This is a genomic window from Enterobacter cloacae complex sp. S2, assembly GCF_015159675.1.
Lineage (GTDB): Bacteria > Pseudomonadota > Gammaproteobacteria > Enterobacterales > Enterobacteriaceae > Enterobacter > Enterobacter intestinihominis.
In genome coordinates this window covers 131,372-151,257 of sequence record NZ_JADDTS010000001.1, presented here as the reverse complement: position 1 = coordinate 151,257, position 19,886 = coordinate 131,372, and the positions used below count along the sequence as shown (strand labels likewise).

The 19,886-nt window shown below is 53.4% G+C and carries 23 protein-coding genes; 11 read left to right on the top strand and 12 right to left on the bottom strand.

Features of this window, described 5'->3' with window-relative positions; all coding sequences use genetic code 11:
- Positions 1 to 127 precede the first annotated feature (127 nt).
- Positions 128 to 739, top strand: coding sequence for an outer membrane beta-barrel protein (locus IPZ49_RS00690; protein WP_022649276.1), 612 nt, complete (start codon positions 128 to 130; stop codon positions 737 to 739).
- Positions 740 to 797: 58 nt separating this feature from the next.
- Here IPZ49_RS00690 and IPZ49_RS00685 read toward each other — a convergent pair whose 3' ends face one another.
- Entirely contained in the window at positions 798 to 1,196 is a 399-nt protein-coding gene (locus tag IPZ49_RS00685; RefSeq protein WP_022649275.1) for a hypothetical protein, read from the bottom strand.
- Between the two features lie 171 nt (positions 1,197 to 1,367).
- Between IPZ49_RS00685 and IPZ49_RS00680 the strand changes: the two genes are divergently transcribed.
- The gene (locus tag IPZ49_RS00680) at positions 1,368 to 3,350 is read left to right on the top strand and encodes an alkyl/aryl-sulfatase (RefSeq protein ID WP_063146497.1); all 1,983 of its coding nucleotides are present in this window, start codon (positions 1,368 to 1,370) and stop codon (positions 3,348 to 3,350) included.
- 102 nt (positions 3,351 to 3,452) lie between these two features.
- Here the strand turns inward: IPZ49_RS00680 and IPZ49_RS00675 are convergent, their stop codons facing one another.
- Entirely contained in the window at positions 3,453 to 4,337 is an 885-nt protein-coding gene (locus IPZ49_RS00675) for an SDR family oxidoreductase (RefSeq protein WP_022649272.1), read from the bottom strand.
- 61 nt (positions 4,338 to 4,398) lie between these two features.
- Positions 4,399 to 4,788 (bottom strand): YdeI family stress tolerance OB fold protein, encoded by a 390-nt coding sequence (locus tag IPZ49_RS00670; RefSeq protein ID WP_022649271.1) that lies wholly within the window; start codon positions 4,786 to 4,788, stop codon positions 4,399 to 4,401.
- Between the two features lie 139 nt (positions 4,789 to 4,927).
- Here IPZ49_RS00670 and IPZ49_RS00665 point away from each other — a divergent pair, with 139 nt between their 5' ends.
- The 4 genes from IPZ49_RS00665 to IPZ49_RS00650 are packed head-to-tail and all read left to right on the top strand — an operon-like array spanning position 4,928 to position 7,424.
- Positions 4,928 to 5,431 (top strand): hypothetical protein, encoded by a 504-nt coding sequence (locus IPZ49_RS00665; RefSeq protein ID WP_023298530.1) that lies wholly within the window; start codon positions 4,928 to 4,930, stop codon positions 5,429 to 5,431.
- Positions 5,432 to 5,440: 9 nt separating this feature from the next.
- Positions 5,441 to 5,887, top strand: coding sequence for a DUF421 domain-containing protein (locus IPZ49_RS00660; protein ID WP_022649269.1), 447 nt, complete (start codon positions 5,441 to 5,443; stop codon positions 5,885 to 5,887).
- Between the two features lie 15 nt (positions 5,888 to 5,902).
- The gene (locus tag IPZ49_RS00655; protein ID WP_022649268.1) at positions 5,903 to 6,421 is read left to right on the top strand and encodes a 2-oxo-tetronate isomerase; all 519 of its coding nucleotides are present in this window, start codon (positions 5,903 to 5,905) and stop codon (positions 6,419 to 6,421) included.
- Between the two features lie 16 nt (positions 6,422 to 6,437).
- A complete protein-coding gene (locus IPZ49_RS00650) occupies positions 6,438 to 7,424 on the top strand; it encodes an SDR family oxidoreductase (protein WP_063146496.1) in 987 nt (328 codons plus the stop codon).
- Here the strand turns inward: IPZ49_RS00650 and IPZ49_RS00645 are convergent, their stop codons facing one another.
- From IPZ49_RS00645 to IPZ49_RS00615, 7 genes are all read right to left on the bottom strand, one after another.
- The gene (locus IPZ49_RS00645; RefSeq protein WP_063146495.1) at positions 7,425 to 9,050 is read right to left on the bottom strand and encodes an alpha-amylase family protein; all 1,626 of its coding nucleotides are present in this window, start codon (positions 9,048 to 9,050) and stop codon (positions 7,425 to 7,427) included.
- An 8-nt stretch (positions 9,051 to 9,058) separates the two neighbouring features.
- Positions 9,059 to 10,069, bottom strand: a complete 1,011-nt coding sequence (gene cydB / locus IPZ49_RS00640) for a cytochrome d ubiquinol oxidase subunit II (protein ID WP_022649265.1) — start codon at positions 10,067 to 10,069, stop codon at positions 9,059 to 9,061.
- On the bottom strand, positions 10,069 to 11,472 hold the full coding sequence (locus tag IPZ49_RS00635) for a cytochrome ubiquinol oxidase subunit I (protein WP_003862857.1): 1,404 nt from the start codon (positions 11,470 to 11,472) through the stop codon (positions 10,069 to 10,071). The genes cydB and IPZ49_RS00635 overlap by 1 nt, the downstream gene beginning before the upstream one ends.
- A gap of 70 nt (positions 11,473 to 11,542) precedes the next feature.
- Positions 11,543 to 12,415: a manganese catalase family protein gene (locus IPZ49_RS00630; RefSeq protein ID WP_022649263.1), complete on the bottom strand. Its 873-nt coding sequence runs from the start codon at positions 12,413 to 12,415 to the stop codon at positions 11,543 to 11,545.
- Positions 12,416 to 12,432: 17 nt separating this feature from the next.
- Positions 12,433 to 12,939 (bottom strand): ferritin-like domain-containing protein, encoded by a 507-nt coding sequence (locus IPZ49_RS00625; protein ID WP_022649262.1) that lies wholly within the window; start codon positions 12,937 to 12,939, stop codon positions 12,433 to 12,435.
- Between the two features lie 62 nt (positions 12,940 to 13,001).
- Positions 13,002 to 13,499, bottom strand: coding sequence for a ferritin-like domain-containing protein (locus tag IPZ49_RS00620; protein WP_003862851.1), 498 nt, complete (start codon positions 13,497 to 13,499; stop codon positions 13,002 to 13,004).
- 90 nt (positions 13,500 to 13,589) lie between these two features.
- Positions 13,590 to 13,778, bottom strand: coding sequence for a general stress protein (locus IPZ49_RS00615; protein ID WP_022649261.1), 189 nt, complete (start codon positions 13,776 to 13,778; stop codon positions 13,590 to 13,592).
- A gap of 452 nt (positions 13,779 to 14,230) precedes the next feature.
- On the opposite strand from IPZ49_RS00615, the gene yjdI reads away from it, so the two are divergent.
- Positions 14,231 to 14,461: a 4Fe-4S mono-cluster protein YjdI gene (gene yjdI, locus IPZ49_RS00610; protein WP_022649260.1), complete on the top strand. Its 231-nt coding sequence runs from the start codon at positions 14,231 to 14,233 to the stop codon at positions 14,459 to 14,461.
- A gap of 10 nt (positions 14,462 to 14,471) precedes the next feature.
- Positions 14,472 to 14,744 (top strand): GNAT family N-acetyltransferase, encoded by a 273-nt coding sequence (locus IPZ49_RS00605; protein WP_006811846.1) that lies wholly within the window; start codon positions 14,472 to 14,474, stop codon positions 14,742 to 14,744.
- Positions 14,745 to 14,777: 33 nt separating this feature from the next.
- Here IPZ49_RS00605 and IPZ49_RS00600 read toward each other — a convergent pair whose 3' ends face one another.
- Together IPZ49_RS00600 and IPZ49_RS00595 are read right to left on the bottom strand one after the other, a co-directional pair.
- Positions 14,778 to 16,007: an amino acid permease gene (locus IPZ49_RS00600; protein WP_022649259.1), complete on the bottom strand. Its 1,230-nt coding sequence runs from the start codon at positions 16,005 to 16,007 to the stop codon at positions 14,778 to 14,780.
- 116 nt (positions 16,008 to 16,123) lie between these two features.
- Positions 16,124 to 16,588 carry a multidrug/biocide efflux PACE transporter gene (locus IPZ49_RS00595; RefSeq protein ID WP_022651793.1) on the bottom strand — a complete coding sequence of 155 codons (465 nt, stop codon included), beginning with the start codon at positions 16,586 to 16,588 and terminating at the stop codon, positions 16,124 to 16,126.
- 101 nt (positions 16,589 to 16,689) lie between these two features.
- On the opposite strand from IPZ49_RS00595, the gene IPZ49_RS00590 reads away from it, so the two are divergent.
- The 3 genes from IPZ49_RS00590 to IPZ49_RS00580 all read left to right on the top strand — a co-directional run bounded on the left by IPZ49_RS00590 (position 16,690) and on the right by IPZ49_RS00580 (position 19,828).
- Positions 16,690 to 17,556, top strand: a complete 867-nt coding sequence (locus IPZ49_RS00590; RefSeq protein ID WP_023298525.1) for a LysR family transcriptional regulator — start codon at positions 16,690 to 16,692, stop codon at positions 17,554 to 17,556.
- A gap of 92 nt (positions 17,557 to 17,648) precedes the next feature.
- On the top strand, positions 17,649 to 18,827 hold the full coding sequence (locus tag IPZ49_RS00585; protein WP_063146494.1) for an acetyl-CoA C-acetyltransferase: 1,179 nt from the start codon (positions 17,649 to 17,651) through the stop codon (positions 18,825 to 18,827).
- Between the two features lie 317 nt (positions 18,828 to 19,144).
- On the top strand, positions 19,145 to 19,828 hold the full coding sequence (locus tag IPZ49_RS00580) for an oligogalacturonate-specific porin KdgM family protein (RefSeq protein WP_003862842.1): 684 nt from the start codon (positions 19,145 to 19,147) through the stop codon (positions 19,826 to 19,828).
- Positions 19,829 to 19,886 lie beyond the last annotated feature (58 nt).

Genomic DNA, 19,886 nt, shown 5'->3' with positions numbered 1-19,886 from the left:
GTCAGACACTTACCTGAATCATTCTAGGGGAAGTTTAAAATTAAACAGAAATGGAATTAACGAGGCTGTTAATTTTCTATATCGTTTGCTTTCTAAGTTTTATCTTTATTAAGTAAACGGTATATTTATGAAAAAGACAGTTCTCGCTTTGATTATGGTTAATGCGTTTACCGCCACTTCCGCGTTCGCCGCCGCTGATGCGGGCACCTGGTATGGCGGAGCGAAATTCGGCTGGTCACACTATTTTGATACCAATATGGGTTCAAAAGCGTTTGATAACAATAATTCCGACCACTTCGATTTTGACCATGATAATGTCGGTGGGGGTGTTTATACGGGTTACCAGATTACCCCATGGCTTGCGGTAGAAGGCGGTTATGATTATTTAGGCAACATGCAGATCAAGGGTCAGCATGGCGCAGGGGCGCAAATGAAGACGCAGGGTCTGCAAATGTCCCTGAAGGCCAGCTATGCCTTGACCAATGACTGGGATATCTACGGCCGTGCCGGTGCGATGGGCTATCGCGCTGAATCCGATGTAAGTGGTCACAATCGTTTTGAAACCGGTGTGCGCCCGCTTGCAGCTGTGGGTACTGAATACGCCTTCAATAAAAACTGGGCTGGCCGCCTGGAATATCAGTGGGTAAGCAATGTGGGTAATGCAAACCAGATCGGTGTGAGCAGCGACCTGAGTTCCGTCACCGCAGGGCTTAGCTATCGCTTTGGTCAGTACGACTGATGCATGTGATATGGCGATTAAGAAAAACCCGGCTGCTATGTTGCCGGGTTTTTTGTTATCAGCTGGCGAATAACGGTTCAAGCATAATATGAATATTTTGCAGGCCCGTGACATTATTGTCTTTCAGGTATTGCTGATTAACCATATCTAACTGTTCCAGTTTGGTCAGCGAGGCGTAAACGCGTTGAACAGCGCTGTCCGCAACAAAAATTTCTTTTGCGGTAGTGTCCTGAAGATACTGTGATTTTACGCTGCGCGTTAAGTTATCGATCTGCTGTTTATTTTCCTGATAAAGAGACGCGATATGAGATATCTGTGCCTGCGGCGGTTTTTCCCCCGGTAATACCAGCGGAATTTGCAGATGATTAATCTTTTCAACGTTGTCTGGTGGTGGAGAGCTACATGCTGTTAATGTGCTCAGACTTAATATAGCGAAAAAGAACGGCAGGCTCTTCATCGAATCACTCCGGGGAAATAATTGGACTCAGCATTATCCCTGAAGGCCGCAGCGACGAAAGAATAAACTTATTTATTTATAAACGTTATTTCCATAGGTAAAAGAAAAGCCCGGTGATAGCCTCCTTTCCCCCCATGTACCGCCAGCGTGAATATGACGTCTCGAGGATGTATGAAATTTAAAACTCTCGTTAGTGCGATGGCCGTTGCTGGTCTGCTATTGGCCTCGTTGATCTCATTGCCTGTCCTGGCACAAAAGGAGGTGAAGGAAGCTACTGCCCATACGAAACACATGAATGATGCACTTTATGGTCAACTGCCCTTCTTTGATAAAACCGATTTCCGAAATGCGCATAAAGGCTTTATTGCCCCGCTGCCACCTGCGGTGATTAAAGGTGAAAAAGGCGCCGTTATCTGGAATCCCCAGAAATACGCTTTTATCAAAGAAGGGCAAAAAGCGCCGGATACCGTCAACCCGAGCCTGTGGCGTCAGGCGCAGCTGAATAATATCGGCGGTCTGTTTGAAGTCACGGAAGGCGTCTACCAGATCCGCAACCTCGATCTGTCGAATATGACAATCATAGAGGGCAAAGAGGGGATCACGGTTATCGATCCGCTGGTGTCTGCGGAAACGGCTAAAGCGGGCATGGATCTTTACGTTAAGCATCGCGGCAAACGTCCGGTTGTTGCCGTTATTTATACCCATAGCCACGTCGATCATTATGGCGGCGTGCGTGGCGTAATTGATGAAGCCGGGGTAATGTCCGGCAAAGTGAAAGTCTATGCGCCAGCCGGTTTTATGGAAGAGGCGGTATCGGAAAATATCATGGCCGGAAACGCCATGAGCCGCCGTGCCAGCTATATCCACGGAAACCTGCTGAAGCCCGGTGTGAAGGGGCAGGTGGGGGCAGGTCTGGGGACTACCACCTCAGCCGGAACGGTCACGCTCATCGCGCCCACTCACTCTATTACCGAAGAGGAGCAGAAAGAGGTCATTGACGGTCTCACCTATGACTTTATGCTGACGCCGGAATCGGAAGCGCCGTCTGAAATGCTCTGGTATGTGGAAGAGAAAAAGCTGATCGAAGCAGCAGAGAACGTCACTCACACCCTGCACAATACCTACTCGCTGCGCGGGGCTAAAATACACGATCCGCTGGCATGGTCAAAGTACATCAATAACGCCATCGATCGTTGGGGTGATAAAGCGGAAATCATTATCGCGCAGCACCACTGGCCCACGTGGGGTAACAAAAAAGTGGCGAAGCTGATGAAAAGCCAGCGTGATATCTACCGCTATATCAACGACCAGACGCTCAGACTGGCGAATAAGGGGCTGACGAGGGATGAAATAGCCGCTAATTTCGCCCTGCCTTACGGGCTGGCTAAATCCTGGGCAGGCCGTGGCTATTACGGCTCGGTAAGCAACAACGTCAAAGCCACCTATGTCTACTATCTTGGCTGGTTCGACGGCAATCCGGCGACGCTCGATGAACTGCCTCCGGTCGAGGCGGCGAAAAAGTATGTCGATTACATGGGCGGAGCCAGCGCGATCCTTGAAAAAGCCCGTGTCGATTATGCCCGGGGGAATTATCGCTGGGTGGCTCAGGTGGTCAGTAAAGTCGTTTTTGCCGATCCGAATAATAAGGCGGCGCGCGAACTGGAAGCCGATGCGTTTGAACAGCTGGGATACCATGCGGAGTCAGGGCCGTGGCGTAACGCCTACCTCACCGGTGCGCAAGAGTTGCGTAACGGCGTGAAGATAAAGCCGACGCCCAAAACCGCCAGCCCGGATGCGGTCCGTGCCATGTCGACTGAGATGATTTTTGACTACTTCGGCGTTCACCTTAACGGCGTCAGAGCGGCGAATGCCAGAGGCGTTTTTAACGTTGATTTAGGCCGCGAGGGCGGCAGGTATAAGCTGGAGCTGGAGAATGGCGTGCTAAACCACAGTGCCAATATCCAGGCAGAAGATCCGGATGCAACCATTACGCTCAGCCGCGAAACGCTGAACAAAATCATCCTTAAGGAGACCACGCTGAAAAAGGCGCAACAGGCAGGAGAGGTGACGATCGTCGGCAACGCCGCGAAGGTAGACGAAATGCTGCGCTGCATGGAGAGCTTCAGTTTCTGGTTTCCTGTCGTCACCCCTTAAATGTAAAAAAGGCTGCTTTCGCAGCCTTTTAGCATTCGCCAGCAACAATTTGCCGGGTGGCGGCTTCGCCTTACCCGGCCTACACTCTGCGCTGCTTGAGCGCTAGATGACGCCGTCGCCGCCGTCTGAACACCAGACCTGCCCGGAGGTGTATGAACACTCATCCGAGGCCAGAGTGACATACAGCGGTGCGATCTCCACGGGCTGTCCCGGGCGTCCCAGAGGGGTACTCTCGCCAAAATGTTTCACTTTTTCCTGTGGCTGCCCACCGCTGGGCTGGAGCACGGTCCAGTAAGGTCCGGGCGCTACCGCGTTCACGCGGATCCCTTTCGGACCCAGCTGTTTCGCCAGCGCTTTGGTAAACACCGCGAGACAGGCTTTGGTCTGCGCATAGTCAAGCAGTACGGCGCTCGGTTTTACCGCCTGTACAGATGAGGTGTTAATGATGGAAGCGGGAGCTTTCATGTGGCGCAACGCCGCCTTTGTGATCCAGAAAGGCGCATAGACGTTGGTTTTAAAGGTCGCGTCAAAATCTTCCGTGGTCAGTTCTTCCAGCGTCTCACGGTACTGCTGGCGGCCTGCGTTATTCACCAGGATGTCCAGCCCGCCCAGTTTTCCGACGGCCTGTTCCACCAGGTTCTGACAAAAAGTTTCGTCCCGCACATCGCCCGGTAGCGCGACGGCATTCCGTCCTTCCGCTTTAATCAGGGCGATCACTTCCGCAGCGTCTTCTTCCTCTTCCGGCAAATAGTTAATGGCGACATCTGCCCCTTCGCGGGCATAGGCAATGGCTACTGCGCGTCCGATGCCGGAATCGCCCCCGGTAATTAGCGCCTTCTTACCGGTAAGCCGGCCATGCCCTTTGTAGCTTGTCTCGCCGTGATCGGGAACAGGGTCCATTTCAGAGGCCAGGCCCGGTGGCGTCTGGGGCTGCTCCGGGAAAGGTGGCGTTGGGTAAGCGTTCGTACGTTGTTCATTATCACTCATAGCTAACTCCTTGTTAGGGGTGAGATTTGATGGATAGTTACAGCGTTAACGCTTCGCTGAATTATTTTTGCAAGTGGCTGACCCGCACTACGGGTGGGGATGATTTTTTATCGAGCGAGCCGCTAATACTGATCATGTTGTCAGGTTCCACGGTTCTGTCATCAAATACGGCTTTCGGGATAATAACGTCGATTTTCCCGGTTTTATCCTGGAATACGTATTTATCGCCATTGCCATCAATAAGATTGCCGCGCAATGAAATAGAGGCGCCATCATGCATCTCTTTTGCCTGAGTAATGGTCATAATGCGCGCATCATCGGTACCACGATAACCACTGTCCAGGGCATGCGGCGGTGGCGGCGCTTCACCCTTTTGTAACCCGCCGTTATTATCTGCCCATGCGGAAGGGATAATTAATATTAACAAGGCTGAAATCACTGATAATTTCATCTGATATCCTTCATTTTGGATGTCTTGACTTATTAAGTATTGTTGCTATTCCTTTATGTGGCAAATGTGATAAGTCTTAAAAGCATTTGCGTAGAAAAATCAAAAATTTCGGCAATTAAGCGAAACGGTGACAAAAGCCATGGAACCAAAAAATGAAAAAGTGCCTGGGATAAAAGAGAGTTATCGTTTACTGACGTTTGAGTATGCATTTCGTCAGGTGGGTTTTATTGTACTGTTAGGTATTATCGTGGCCGCGTTAGCCGGCCTGTTTTCCAGCGGTGCGGTTAGCGACGTGGAGAAAACAAACGAAGCAAAATCCTTGAACCTGAGCTATGAGCGCTTCGGCCGCCGCCAGACCGAATCGCGGATGACGCTGACGTTTCCGGTGACGTCTGAGGGTAAATATATTCTCAGCCTGACCAGCGAAAGCAGCGACGTATATGAGCCGGGCAGCGTCTGGCCGCAGCCGGACAGCATGTATAGCCGGGGGAACACCCTGTTTCTCGTTTACGACAATCTGAAACAGAGCGATAAGTTCACCGTCCTGCTGTTCATCACGCCGACAAAAGCAGGGAAATGGACAAACAGCATCCGCGTAAACAACGGGCCAGATATCCGCTTCTGGCAGTTTATTTACCCCTAGGAGTCGAATATGGACATGGTTTTTCGTGCCCTGGCAATATACCTGTTTCTGGTGATCGTGTTTAAAGTCGCCGGACGGCGCGCCCTGCTGCAAATGACCAGCTTTGACCTTATTTTGCTCTTAATTATCAGTGAGGCGACACAGCAGGCGCTACTGGGCGAAGATTTTTCCGTCACCGGTGCGATGATTACAATAACAACGCTGGTGGTGGTGGATATTATTTTTGGCCTGATTAAAAAATATTCTTCTTCTGTTGAGAATGTTCTTGATGGCACCCCGGTGATATTGGTAGAGAATGGTATTCCCATTGCGGATAAACTGAAAAAAGTCGATGTATCCTGCGATGATATATTGGTTTCAGCACGGCAGAACCACGGCATAACGGAATTAAAGGATATTAAGTACGCGATCCTTGAGCGTAACGGCCATATTTCAATTATTCCTGAAGAAAATTAACTAAGGGGCACATCCATGAGCAACCTTATTCACGATAATAATACGACCATCAGCGAGCTGACGAAAAAGCTTGCCACGACGCTCACAGAAAGAGGACTGCGTCTAACCACGGCGGAGTCCTGCACCGGCGGTAATCTCGCGGTTGCGCTTTGTGCCGAAGAGAACACGGCGGAATTTTATGATGTTGGCATGGTGGTGTTCAGCGATGCGGCGAAGGAGAGGATCCTCGGCGTGCGGCACGAAACGATTGAGCGCTTCACCGCCGTCAGTGAACAAACGGTTACTGAGATGGCCGCTAAAATTCGCGATATTGCCGAGGCGGATATTGGTGTTGCCATCAGCGGCTATGCGGGACCGGAAGGCGGAGACGATGGCACGGCAGCCGGTACGGTCTGCTTCGGCTGGAATATTCGCGGACAGACGGAAACCCGCACCGTGCTGTTTTCCGGTGAATGTCAGGATGTGGTGGAAAAAGCGGTGCGTTATTCGCTGTCTGAACTGATCGAAATACTCTCCGGATGGGATAACGTCTGAGACAAGGGGAAAGGCTATGGCTGTTATCGTTATTACCGGCGGTACGGCGGGCGTGGGGAAAGCCACGGCGCTGCACTTTGCTAAAGCGGGCTACGATGTAGGCATTATTGCCCGCGATGAGCAGAGCCTGCGCTCCACAGAAGAGGAGTTGCGCCGTTTCGGGATCAACGCGTGTGCCGTTCAGGCCGACGTGGCGGACAGCAAGGCGGTGACCGATGCTGCTAACGAAATTGAATACCGGCTTGGAGCCATCGATGTGTGGGTGAATAACGCCATGGGCGGGATGCTGGCGCCGTTTCGCACCATGTCCCCGGAGGAGTTTCGCCGCGTCACCGAGGTGACCTATCTGGGCTATGTTAACGGCACCCGCGCCGCGCTGGAGTTAATGACCCCTCGCGATCGCGGAACGATTATTCAGGTTGGCTCCGCGCTGGCCTACCGTTCCATTCCCTTGCAGTCAGCCTACTGTGGCGCGAAGGCCGCGATCCGCGGATTTACCGATGCCGTACGCACCGAGCTGATGCATGAAAACAGCCGGGTGCAGATCGCAATGGTACAGATGCCGGGCCTCAATACGCCGCAGTTCGAGTGGGCGAGGAATAAATTTGCCTGGGCGATGCGCCCGGTTCCTCCCGTGTTTCAGCCGGAAGTGGCTGCCAGCGCTATTTTTAAGGTGGCGCAGAAACCGGTGCGGGAGCTGTGGGTGGGCAGCAGCACTGTCCAGTCGATTGTCGGGCAGTTTCTTTTCCCCGGTTTTCTGGACCGGATGATGGTTAAAAAGGCCTGGGAAGGGCAGATGACCGATACGCTAAATGCGGATGACCGTCAGGACTATCTGGATCAGCCGGTTAACGATCTGCATAAAATCCACGGGCATTTCACCGACGAAGCAAAAGAGCGCGCCACCAGCGTTACCTCCGGCATGCCGGGGAAAGTGCTGCTCGGCTCCCTCGCCGTCACGGGCGCGATCGTGGCGCGTCTGCTGCTCTCGCGGAGACGATAATCAGCGCAGTGCGGTACGATCGGTCCAGAACCAGCGGTAGCCATAGCTGCTGAGGTTAAGTGCGACGGTTTTGCCGCATACCAGCGCGTCGTCGTAGCGTTTGTCCGCCAGGCATGCGGTCCAGGTCGCATGCCGGATCCCTCTGGCGGTAAAATTAACGGGCTTATCGCTGAAGTTAACGAAGGTCAGAATGCTGCGCGTGTCGGTTTCGTAATAGATCCCCAGTACCGCATCGTTGTCGATAGTAATAAGACGAAACGGCGCGACGCCGATCTCAGGAAACTCCGAGCGCGTATTGGCGATATCGATAATGCAGTGCAGGAGTGAGTTGCGGTGCAACAGCGAATCCGCCACGTTGATTTTTTGATAGCGGTACGGACCATGGTCTATCATTGGGGCGATAAAGGTTTCCGGGGCGGCATCTGAGAAACCGCCGCCCTGCGATCCGGCCCACTGCATCGGGGTGCGTACGGCGTAACGCTCCTCCAGATCTAAATCATCGCCCATTCCAATTTCATCCCCGTAGCGCATGACCGGTACGCCCGGCAGCGAAAACAAGACCGCATGGCAAAAGGCCAGCCGCTTTCGATCGCCCTTAAGCATCGGCGCCAGACGGCGGCGGATCCCTCGCTGATACACGCTCATCTCTTCATCAGGGGCGAAGGCATCAATGACGGTCTGCTTCGCTTTTTTGCCTATCCCTTCCAGATCCAGCTCATCATGATTGCGCAGCCAGTTGGCGAAGCAGCAGGAGTCCGGCGGCACAATCATCTTTTTCACCGCGTTGCGCAGCGGTCGTGCGCTCTTCTCTGCAAGGCTGACGTAAAAGTACTTATTGAGCCAGAAATTCAGCACCAGGTTGAGCCGGTCATTCTGACCAAAATAATCTTTGTAGGCGTCGACCTCCACGTCGACTTCGCCGAGCAGGATCGCGTCCGGATTGCGCTGTTCGATAAGACGGCGCAGATGCTCCAGGATCCACAGGCCACGTTTTTCATCTCCACGCCCGGCCTGTTTTGTCAGGTGCGACGCTGCATCCAGGCGAAAGCCCGACACCCCGAGCTTTAGCCAGAAGATGATGATGTTCTCAACCTCCTTCAGCACCGCCGGGGAGGCCAGATTGAGATCCGGCTCGTGGTGATAAAACATATGCCGGTAGTATTGCCCCGCTTCGTCGTCCCATGTCCAGACGCTCTTTTCCACGCCGGGGAACATCGGTGGCGTATCGTCCTCGTCCGTGTCAGACCAGAGATAATAGTCACGGTAGGGTGACTGCGGGTTGCGGCGGGCTTGCTGAAACCAGGGATGCGCATCCGAGGTGTGCTGGATCAGCAGCTCAATAATGACCTTCATCCCCAGCTCCCGCGCCTGTTCAATAAAGGCGATGATATCGTTGAGCTTGCCGAAGCGGGGATCGACCTGCAAATGGTCGCTTACGTCATAGCCTTCATCGAGAAAAGGGGTGAGGTAAAACGGGGTGATCCAGATAACCGTCGCGCCCATCCGGCGGATGTAGCGCAACTTCGCGGCGATCCCGGCGATGTCGCCACAGCCATCGCCGTTAAGATCGTAAAACAGGGCGGTATCAATCTGGTAAATAATGGCGCGTGTATGCCAGCCTGCCATAGCAATCCTTAGTGATAACCTTCGGTATCAGACACTTTGCCCCGGAAGACGTAGTAGCTCCAGGCGGTGTAAACCAGGATCACCGGGATGATTAACAGCGTGCCGATCAGCATAAACAGCTGGCTGGCAGGCGGCGCGGCGGCTTCCCACAGGGTGATGTGCGGCGGGATAATGTGTGGCCACAGGCTGATGCCCAGTCCGCTAAAGCCGAGGAAAATCAGGCCCAGCGTTAACAGGAACGGACGGGCATGGCTGTCGGGATTGCGCGTCAGCCGCCAGATCCACAGGCTGAATACCGCCACCAGAACCGGAACCGGCAGGAACCAGAAGAAGTTAGGCAGTGTAAACCAGCGCTCGGCGACAAACTGCCAGCCGAGCGGGGTCCAGATACTCACCACCGCAATGACGGCGATCAGTGCCAGCAGCACGTGGCGGGTCAGCTCACGCATCCGGTTTTGGAGCGCGCCTTCGCTTTTCATGATCAGCCATGTGGTAGCCAGCAGGGTATAGGCGACAATCAAACCCAGCCCGCAGAACAGGTTAAACGGGGTTAACCAGTCCAGCGAGGAGCCCACAAAGCGTCGCCCTTCCACGTCAAAGCCGTTGATCATCGCGCCGACCACGATCCCCTGGCTGAAGGTTGCCAGCAGGGAACCGCCAGCAAAAGAATAGTCCCAGAATTTGCGGTGGGAAGGGGTCGCCTTAAAGCGAAACTCAAATGCCACGCCGCGGAAAATAAGCCCGATCAGCATGGCCGTGAGCGGGATGGTCAGGGCATCGATAATCACCGCGTAGGCCAGCGGAAACGCGCCGAACAACCCTGCGCCGCCGAGAACCAGCCAGGTTTCATTTCCGTCCCAGACCGGTGCGACGCTGTTCACCATCACGTCGCGTTCTTTGGCATCGCCCACAAAGCTGAACAGCATGCCGATACCGAGATCGAAACCGTCCATGATGATGTACATCAGCGTGGCGAAGACAATAATGGCAAACCAGATGACCGGGATATCGACGCCCATCAGATCTTCTCCTCTTCCGGAACAGACTCGGCGGCGGACAGCGGACGGGCAGGGGTGCCCGACGTATTAGACGTTAGCGTGCCGACAGGCTGCGGCCCTTTCTTTATCAACCGGGCGAGATACACATAACCCACGCCAAATACCGAACAGTAGACCACGATAAAGGCCAGCAGGCTGATGCTCATCTGCAACGTGCTGTGCAGAGACACCGCATCTATCGTGCGCAGATAGCCGTAGACGACCCACGGCTGGCGGCCCACTTCGGTGGTGACCCACCCGGCGAGCAGCGCAAGCAGTCCGGCTGGTCCCATGCACAGGGCAAACCAGTGGAATGGTCGCGAGTGATAGAGTCGGCGGCGATAGCGCAGCCAGACGCTCAGCACACCAAGCGTAATCATCAGCAGCCCCATGCCGACCATAATGCGGAAAGACCAGAAGACGATGAGCGAGTTCGGGCGGTCCTCTTTCGGGAAATCTTTCAGCGCCGGGACCTGTTTATCCAGGCTGTGCGTCAGGATCAGGCTGCCGAGCGCCGGAATTTCAAGCCCGTATTTGGTGCGCTCCTCCTCCATATCCGGTACGCCGAACAGCAGCAGCGGGGTAGCCTCGCCGGGCGGATTTTCCCAGTGGCCTTCAATCGCGGCGATTTTGGCAGGCTGATGCTCAAGCGTATTCAGGCCGTGCATATCCCCAACGACTGCCTGGATGGGCGCGACCAGCAGCGCCATCCACATGGCCATGGAGAACATTTTGCGAATAGCGGGCGTGTCGTTGCCGCGCAGCAGATGCCATGCCCCGGACGCGCCCACAAACAAGGCGCTGCACAGGAAGGCGGCGATGGACATATGGATCAGACGGTAAGGGAATGAGGGGTTAAAAATAATGGCCAGCCAGTCTTCGGGAATGACCTGACCGTTCTGAATACTGAAGCCCTGCGGGGTGTGCATCCAGCTGTTGGAGGCGAGGATCCAGAAGGTGGACATCAGCGTGCCCAGCGCCACCATGCAGGTGGCAAAGAAGTGCAGGCCGGGGCCGACCTTGTTCCAGCCGAACAACATCACGCCCAGGAAACCGGCTTCGAGGAAGAAGGCGGTTAAGACTTCATAAGTGAGCAGAGGGCCGGTTATGCTGCCTGCGAACTGGGAAAATCCGCTCCAGTTAGTCCCAAACTGGTAAGCCATTACCAGCCCGGAAACCACGCCCATACCAAAGTTAACGGCGAAAATTTTCAGCCAGAAATGGTAAAGCGAGCGCCAGACATCATTTTTTGTGCGAAGCCACATGCCCTCGAGAACCACCAGATAGCTCGCAAGCCCGATGGTGATTGCCGGAAAGAGAATATGGAAAGAGACGGTAAAGGCGAACTGTATCCTGGCCAGATGAAACGCATCAAGCTCGAACATGCTCCGTACCTCTGGAACTGATAGCCCACAAGGCATTGCCAGACAGCCTCAGGCTGCCTGGCAAAACCGGTTACGGTTTTTTCTTACCCGCGCCAAGCTCGGCACCGGTAAGCGGATCGGCTTTAGGATCGGATTTCGTACGTGCGCACATTGCTTTGACCAGCGTAGCCTGCTCTGTTGTGAGCGTTACGCTTGCGCCGCCGTCACCGCCATCGACCGCTGGCTGAGGAGATTCCACGTAGTCGAAATGCTTGTCGCTGTTCCAGCTTCCGCGAACTTCTCCCCCCTCAGACATATTGTAGTACTTGTTGGTGTACTCTTCGATTGGAGGCAATTTACCCGGTGGGAAGTTGTTACGGATCGACTGGAGCGCCTTCTCAAACGAAAGCTGGTGTGCTGCCTCACGCGTCATTAAAAACGCCAGCGCATCTTTAACACCTGGATCGTCCGTTACGTTAATAAGCCGTTCGTAGATAATTTTGGCGCGCGCCTCGGCCGCAATGTTAGAGCGCAGATCCGCGGTGGGTTCGCCAATGGTATCCACGTACGCCGCCGTCCACGGTACGCCTGCGGAGTTAGTGAGCGGAGTACCGCCCCCGTAGAGCAGGGAAGTGATATGACTGTCATTGCCGTTTTCGGTCATGGAACGGTACAGCTCCGCTTCATTTTCAACGCCTTCCGCCAGTTCACCTTTCGCACCCTTATTAAGCATACCCACCAGGGTGCCGATAATTTCCAGGTGACTTAACTCCTCGGTCGCGATATCCATCAGCATATCTTTACGACCGGGATCGTCGTCGCTCAATCCTTGCGTAAAGTAACGACATGCCGCGGCAAGTTCGCCCTGTGGCCCGCCAAACTGCTCAAGCAGAAGATTAGCCAGACCCGGATTCGGTTCGGCTACGCGTACTGTGTATTGCAGCTGTTTTACGTGTCGAAACATATATTCTCCCTCTTCCGTTATTTTTTCGCTTCAACGCCGTCCGCGTCGGAGCGCAGCAGGAACTGTTCCGTCGTCTGTGGAATATGTTGAATCAGCCAGTCCGCCATCTGGCGCTCTTCTTCCAAAATGGATTCAATGGCTGGAATGGAGGCGGTATCGCCCGCTTGTTTGGCCGCGGCCAGCAGAGAGGTGTAGCAGGCAATTTCAAACTGCTCAAAAACGTAGCCGCTGATGGAGCCTTTAACAATTTCGTCGGAAGGGAACATGCCGCCAATGGACTGGCCGAGCGCCGCCATTTTGCTCATGGAATCTTTTATGACCGAACGGGAAATATTATTGCGGTCGAGAATTTCTTCCAGCACGGTAATTTGATGTTTAGTTTCATTAACGTGTTGTTCAATTCGTGCACGTAAGTCGGGATAATTATCAATACGGCTGGCCATTGATTCCAGCATGGATTCGGCTTGCTTTTCCATCGCATGGGCATCGCGTAGCCAATCATGGTAGTGTTCTACATGATTCATAATTAACTCCTGTGATTTATTTTCTGGTTAATTGTTGGTGCTGATGCTCATCAAATTTTTATTTATCCTTTCTGGGCTTTTTGATTAATATTGCCGACAGCCAGATCGGTTAATTTGAGATCGGTTTCTTTTTCTTCTTCCAGTGTTTCTGCAAGAAGTTTAACAGCTTTTTTATAGCCTAATTGTTCAGCCAGGGTGGCCAGGGTGCCGTAGCTAGCAATTTCGTAGTGCTCGACTTTCTGTGCGGCGGCAATTAATGCAGCGTCACGCACTTCGTTTTTCTCAGTGCTCTCAATAACTTCGTTGGCTTCTTCAATTAAGCCTTCCATTGCAACGCATTTCATGCGCTTCAGCTTGAGGCCGGATTCCTGCTCAATAATTTGATCGATACGTTCGATCTGTCCCTGCGTCTCCTCAAGGTGAGCCGTGAAGGCAGCGCTCAGCTTCTCGCTTGATGCGGCGCGGGCTAACTTGCTCAGCGCGCGGGTCAGCTGCTTCTCAGCGCTATAGGTATCGGATAACAGGTGAATAAATACATCTTCAACAGTTTTCATATTCATATATTCGCTCCAGTGAAATAAAGGGAAGGTACTGCGAGCCGACAGGCCCGCAGCATGCTCTCGGTATATTTATAAGAGCTTTAAATAAGATCAGGAGTTATCAGATTTACGGCCCCCGCCGTGACTGTTCTGTCCCCCTTTCTTACCCGCTTCAGATGCGCGTTGCGGATCGTTTTTGAAATTACCGCCGCTGTGCTGGCCGCCTTTACGTCCAGCTTCTGATGCTTTTTCACGGTCTTGCGCGAAATTACCGGAACCACCACGATGTTGCTCTGCCATATATCAACCCTCATGTTGCGTTTATGTCAGGTGATACGATAAGTAATTCGTATCAGTTGTCGTTCAGAAATTAACATTAGTCGTTATGTGAGAAGAGTCAAATTTCCTGTCTGGGTTGTTTTGCACCATTTTCAGAGATGCGGGGGAAATACCGCTTCGTTACGATTTTTGAAAATCGGAAGTAAATCCATTGCTTAGGGGGAAATAAATTGTGTCGTTAGGATTTCGCTTAGCTAATAATCTTAATGTGAACGCGGCGGAAAAGATTACAAGAATTGACGTAGCGCAAAAATATATCTTACCGACCTGAGTATTTATAATCGGAATAGTCTTAAGCGAGAAGTAAAATAACGAGCCGAAACAGTGTATCCGATCGTCGTTTTTGACGTGGTCAGGCGGATCGGGTGAGGGTATGCTGCATTTGTCACCACAATAATTACAGAGGCAATGTCATGGATCAGGAGCTACTGGATGCAGGGTACCGGGCCTATACCGGTGAGAAAATCGATGTCTACTTCAACACAGGGATCTGCAAACACTCGGGCAACTGCGTACGCGGCAGCGCGGCGCTGTTCGACCTGAAGCGTAAACCCTGGATCGCACCGGATGAAGTGGATGCAGAAACTGTTGCGCGCGTAATTGATACCTGCCCGAGCGGTGCGCTGAAGTACCGCCTAAAATAAGTGAGGAACCATGGATATTCTTGAAGGCCATAACAAGTTTTATGTCAACGACGCCGAAGGCAATCAGGTTGCGGAGATCGTCTTTGTCCCGACCGGCGAGCATCTGAGCATCATCGAGCACACCGATGTGGATCCGAGCCTGAAAGGGCAGGGTGTGGGTAAGCAGCTGGTGGCGAAGGTGGTAGAGAAGATGCGCGGGGAGAACCGTAAAATTATCCCGCTGTGTCCGTTTGCGAAGCATGAGTTTGATAATACGCGGGAGTATGACGATATTCGGGCGTAAAACAGATGCCCGGCATTGCGCCGGGCAGCACACTCAACCGACAAACATCACCGACACACACAGCACACCCACAATCAGCGTCAGCAGGTTACCGATGGAGCGGTACGGTTTTAACGACGGGATCAGGTACGTCGACAGCGTCGGCATGATGAACAGGATCATGGCGATAAGCGGACCGCTGATGGCGTAAATCATCGAGATCGCATTCGGGTTGATGCAGCAGACCGCAAAGGTAATCAGCGACACGCCGAGAATCGAAACCGCGCGGTTAAAGGCACGACTTTTCTTCACACCCACCTGATTCAGCGACGATTTCACAATTTCCGTTGCCCCTTCAATCACGCCAAAATAGGTGCCGAGGAACGATTTCGACATCGCTATAATTGCCACGATAATGCCGGAAATGCCCAGCCATGCCGGGGACGAAGGCATCATCGACAGCGCGGACAGGATCGTCACCCCTTCCTCTTTTGCCGCCACGATATAGGACGGTGGAATCGAAAGCAGGCAGCTGAACACAAAGAACAACACGCTGAGGCAGATGATCAGGTACGCCACTTTCATGATTTTTTTGCATTTACCCATAGCCTCTTCACCGTATTTCTCGCGACGATCTACGGCGAAGGTCGAGATGATCGGGGTATGGCTAAAAGCGAAAACCATCACCGGGATCGATATCCACACCTGGTGCAGCGTATGCTGGTCGAAGGCCATCTGGCTGGTCAGCAGCGACGGCTGCCAGCTGCCCGTCAGATACAGCGAGACAAACAGGAAATAGGCGATCAGCGGAAAGACAAGGAAACCCATCACCTTAATGGTGATGTGCCGCCCCATCAGGAAGATCAGATTCAAAATCAGCACCACGCCAAAACTCACCAGCATCCGCACGCTGGTATCCACCGTCATCCGTTTCGCCAGCTGTTCAGTAAGTGAGTTGGTTATCGCCACCGCGTAAATCAGAACCACCACAAAGAAGGCCACGAAATAGAGCGTGGTGATGAGGTTGCCGATCTTTTTGCCGTAGTAATGGGAAACGGCACCGGTGATCCCTTCGTTGCCTTTCGTCTTCGACGACAGAATAAATTGCGCCAGCGCTTTATGCGGCCAGTAGGTTAAGGGATACGCCACAAGGGCGGTGATCAGCAGGACAATTGCACCAGCAGAGCCGAGCTGAATGGGCAAGAACAGGGTTCCTGCGCCCACGGCAGTGCCGTAGAGGGCGAAACTCCAGAGAGTCTCTTCTTTTGACCAAATTTTCGACATTAGAGCAACGTATCAACTATAAAACGAACAAAAAGGAGTGCAATTTACCATAATTATGCGTTGAGGTCGCCGTTGCTTCGCTGGGGTTGGGCCGGAGAAGGTCTCCGGCCGGAAGGTCATTCGCTTGCCAGGGCGCGACGTTGCTGGCGGCGCTTGATAATTTTCTCCCGCAGGGTGTCATACGCCCAGTTGTAGAGCATGGTGTACGGCAGGAAGAACAGGAAGAAACCAATCTCCAGCGTGAAGGCCTGGAGCAGCGTCACGCCCAGCACGGCGGCAACGATGGTTACGCCAATCACAATAAAGCCGCATTCAAAACCCAGCGCATGCAGGGCGCGCACTTTTGCCGTGCGCTTCACCCGCTGAACGGGCCAGAAACGGTCGAAGCCAAAGTTATAGATAATGTTCCAGAGCATTGCCGTGGTCGCCAGAATAATAGTGAGACCCCCCATTTCAACCACCGAGCGCTGCATTAGCCACGCGGCTGTAGGGGCGAGGATCGCCGTAGCAATACCTTCAAAACAGACGGCATGGAAGATCCGCTCCGGCAATTTACGTTGGAGTGCATCCTGATGTTGCATATTTACCTCATAAAGACGCCAGTATGGGCGTTGATGCGGCCTATTCTTATCGCTTAAGGTGATATATAAAAGATGGTATCCATCGATAAAGTAGATACATCATGCGTTATTCTCCCGAAGCACTGACCGCGTTTGTTGAAACTGTCGCCGCAGGTTCGTTTTCAGCTGCGGCACGACGGCTGCGTAAAAGCCAGTCCACCATCAGCACCTCCATCGCCAACCTTGAAGCTGACCTTGGCTTTGAGTTGTTTGATCGCTCGGCGCGTCACCCGGTGTTAACCGCCCAGGGTGAACAGGTGCTGGGCTATGTCCAGTCAATCCTCGCCGCCAGCGCGCGCCTTGATGAGCTGGCCGTATCCTTAACGGCGCAAACGGAGGCGCGTTTTACCTTTGTTCTCTCCGATACGCTTAACCCGACCGTGCTGGAAGAGATGATGAGCCAGTTCGACCAGCGTTTTCCGCACACCGAATTTGAGTGCCTGATTGGGGAAGAGGAGGACGTGATCGATCTGCTGCAAAAGGAGCGGGCGCAAATTGGCCTGACGGAAGCACGCGACAGCTACCCGACCGATATTGGCGCGACCCGCCTGCCTATGCAGACGCGGATGGCTATTTACGTTTCTGCCGGACATCCTCTGGCAGGGCAACATGAGACGCAGGCGGACGAGCTGCATGGCTGGCGCGAGCTGCGGCTGAGTACCTATCTTGAACGGGAAGCGCCCCTTGCGCGCGGGCCGGTCTGGTCTGCGCCGAACTACCTGCTGCTGCTAAGCATGGCGGTACAGGGCTTTGGCTGGTGCGCGTTACCCTGCGCGCTGGTCGACGAATTTGCCGCATCGAAATCGCTGGTGCAGCTGAACGTGCCGGGATGGCCGAGGTCGATTGCCATCGATCTGGTATGGAACAAAAGAACCCCGCCCGGCGTCGCCGGAAGCTGGCTGCGCCAGTACTTGCAGGACGCACGATAATCCTGTGACTAAACTCACTAATTTTAAACATTTGCGTCAATTGTTGATAACAATCCTCTACTATCGTCATGTCATTTTGCACAGAGGTCGTGATGAAAGATGTCGTTATAGTGGGTGCGTTACGTACGGCTATCGGCTGTTTTCAGGGAGCGCTTGCGCGTCACTCTGCGGTTGATCTCGGCAGCGTGGTGGTAAGAGCGCTGGTGGAACGCAGCGGGGTTGCCGCACATGAAATTGATGAGGTGATCCTCGGCCAGGTGCTGACCGCGGGCGCGGGACAAAACCCTGCGCGCCAGGCGGCGCTGAAGGGCGGCCTGCCTAATACCGTTTCGGCGATTACCATCAACGACGTCTGTGGTTCAGGTTTGAAAGCGCTCCATCTTGCGACGCAGGCCATCCAGTGCGGTGAAGCGGACGTGGTCATTGCCGGAGGGCAGGAAAACATGAGCCGCGCCCCGCATGTCCTGACCGACAGCCGGACCGGCGCGCAGCTCGGGAACAGTCAACTGCTTGACAGCCTGGTTCATGACGGGCTGTGGGACGCCTTCAACGACTACCATATGGGCGTAACGGCGGAAAACCTGGCGCGGGAATACGGCATCAGCCGCGAGCTTCAGGATGCGTATGCGCTTAGCTCGCAGCAAAAAGCACGCGCGGCGATCGACTCCGGCCGTTTTCGCGATGAAATTGTCCCGGTCAGTACCCTGCGCCAGAACGGCGAAGCGCTCATCGTTGATACCGACGAGCAGCCGCGCACCGATGCCAGCGCAGAAGGGCTGGCAAAACTCGATCCGGCCTTCGAAACGCTCGGTTCTGTAACGGCAGGTAACGTATCCTCCATTAACGACGGTGCGGCGGCGGTGATGATGATGAGTGAAAGCAAAGCCCAGGAGCTGGCGCTGCCGGTGCTGGCGCGCATCAAAGCGTTTGCCAGCGTGGGTGTTGATCCTGCGTTAATGGGGATCGCCCCGGTCTATGCCACGCGCCGCTGTCTTGAGCGGGCGGGCTGGCAGCTGAACGATGTAGATCTGATTGAAGTCAATGAAGCCTTTGCTGCACAGGCGATCTCGGTCGGGAAAATGCTGGAATGGGATCCGCTGCGGGTCAACGTCAACGGCGGTGCGATCGCGCTCGGTCATCCTATTGGCGCTTCCGGCTGCCGCATTCTGGTGTCGCTAGTCCACGAAATGAAAAAGCGTAACGCCCGAAAAGGGATCGCAACGCTCTGCATTGGCGGAGGGCAGGGGGTAGCCCTGGCTATCGAACGGTAATTTCCCCCTCTGCGCACAGAAAGCCTCCCTCGGGAGGTTTTTTTATGTCCGCAGAATCCTTTTTTAACACTTCTGCGTTCTTTCTTAAGCCCACAATAATTATTGCGCGGTGAATTATTCGCTTTGTGAAGTTCTTAGTGTGATCTCACGCCTGGAATTTATGCGTTATACGCCTTTTTTGTTGATGAGGTTCACGTCGATCTTTGCCAAAAAAAATGAAACAAATAATTTCGATCCTTGTCACTAAAATAACGGTACATAAAAAATAAACTCAAGTTTCATAAAAACGAAACGTTATTTTAATTGAGGGTTTTTTCATGTTTAAGAAATCTCTGCTCCTTGCTTCCCTTATTAGTGCCTCTTTTGCGGCTAGCGCCGTTACCGTCGATCTGCGTCACGAATATATTGACAGCGGCTCGAATGCCGACCGTGTTGCCGTCTCGCACCGCTTTGACAATGGCTTCGGTTTTTCAGTCGAGGCGAAGTGGAAATCAGGCGGGGACAAGGCAGATCAGCCATTCGCGGATGTGGTGGGGAACGGTCACGAAGATCAGATTAGCTGGCGCTGGAAAGCGACAGACAATATCGCCCTGACGCCTGCGTTTACGATTGAAAGCACAGACAGTCGTACCATTTATAAACCGAATCTGCATGTGCAATATAGTTTCGATAATGGCTTCTACGTGGCCGCGCGTTACCGTTATGAATATACCCGCTACCCGTCAAGCTCAAATAAGGACGATGATAAAGTTAACCGTGGTGATGCGTGGGTCGGTTGGGTATTAGGTGACTGGCGTACCGAGCTGAACTATGTTTACGCGAAAAGCTCTGAAGGCGTGGCCCGAAATAACAATAAAGATTATTCCAATGAATATAACGCCAAGCTGGCCTACAAATGGGATAAAAACTGGGCACCCTATGTTGAGGTGGGCAACGTGGGGGTTAAAGACACTGACGAACGCCAGACCCGTTTCCGTTTAGGCGTGGCGTACTCCTTCTGATAATCCAGCTTCTTCGCTAAAAACCGCCGGGTGGCGCTTCGCTTACCCGGCCTACACT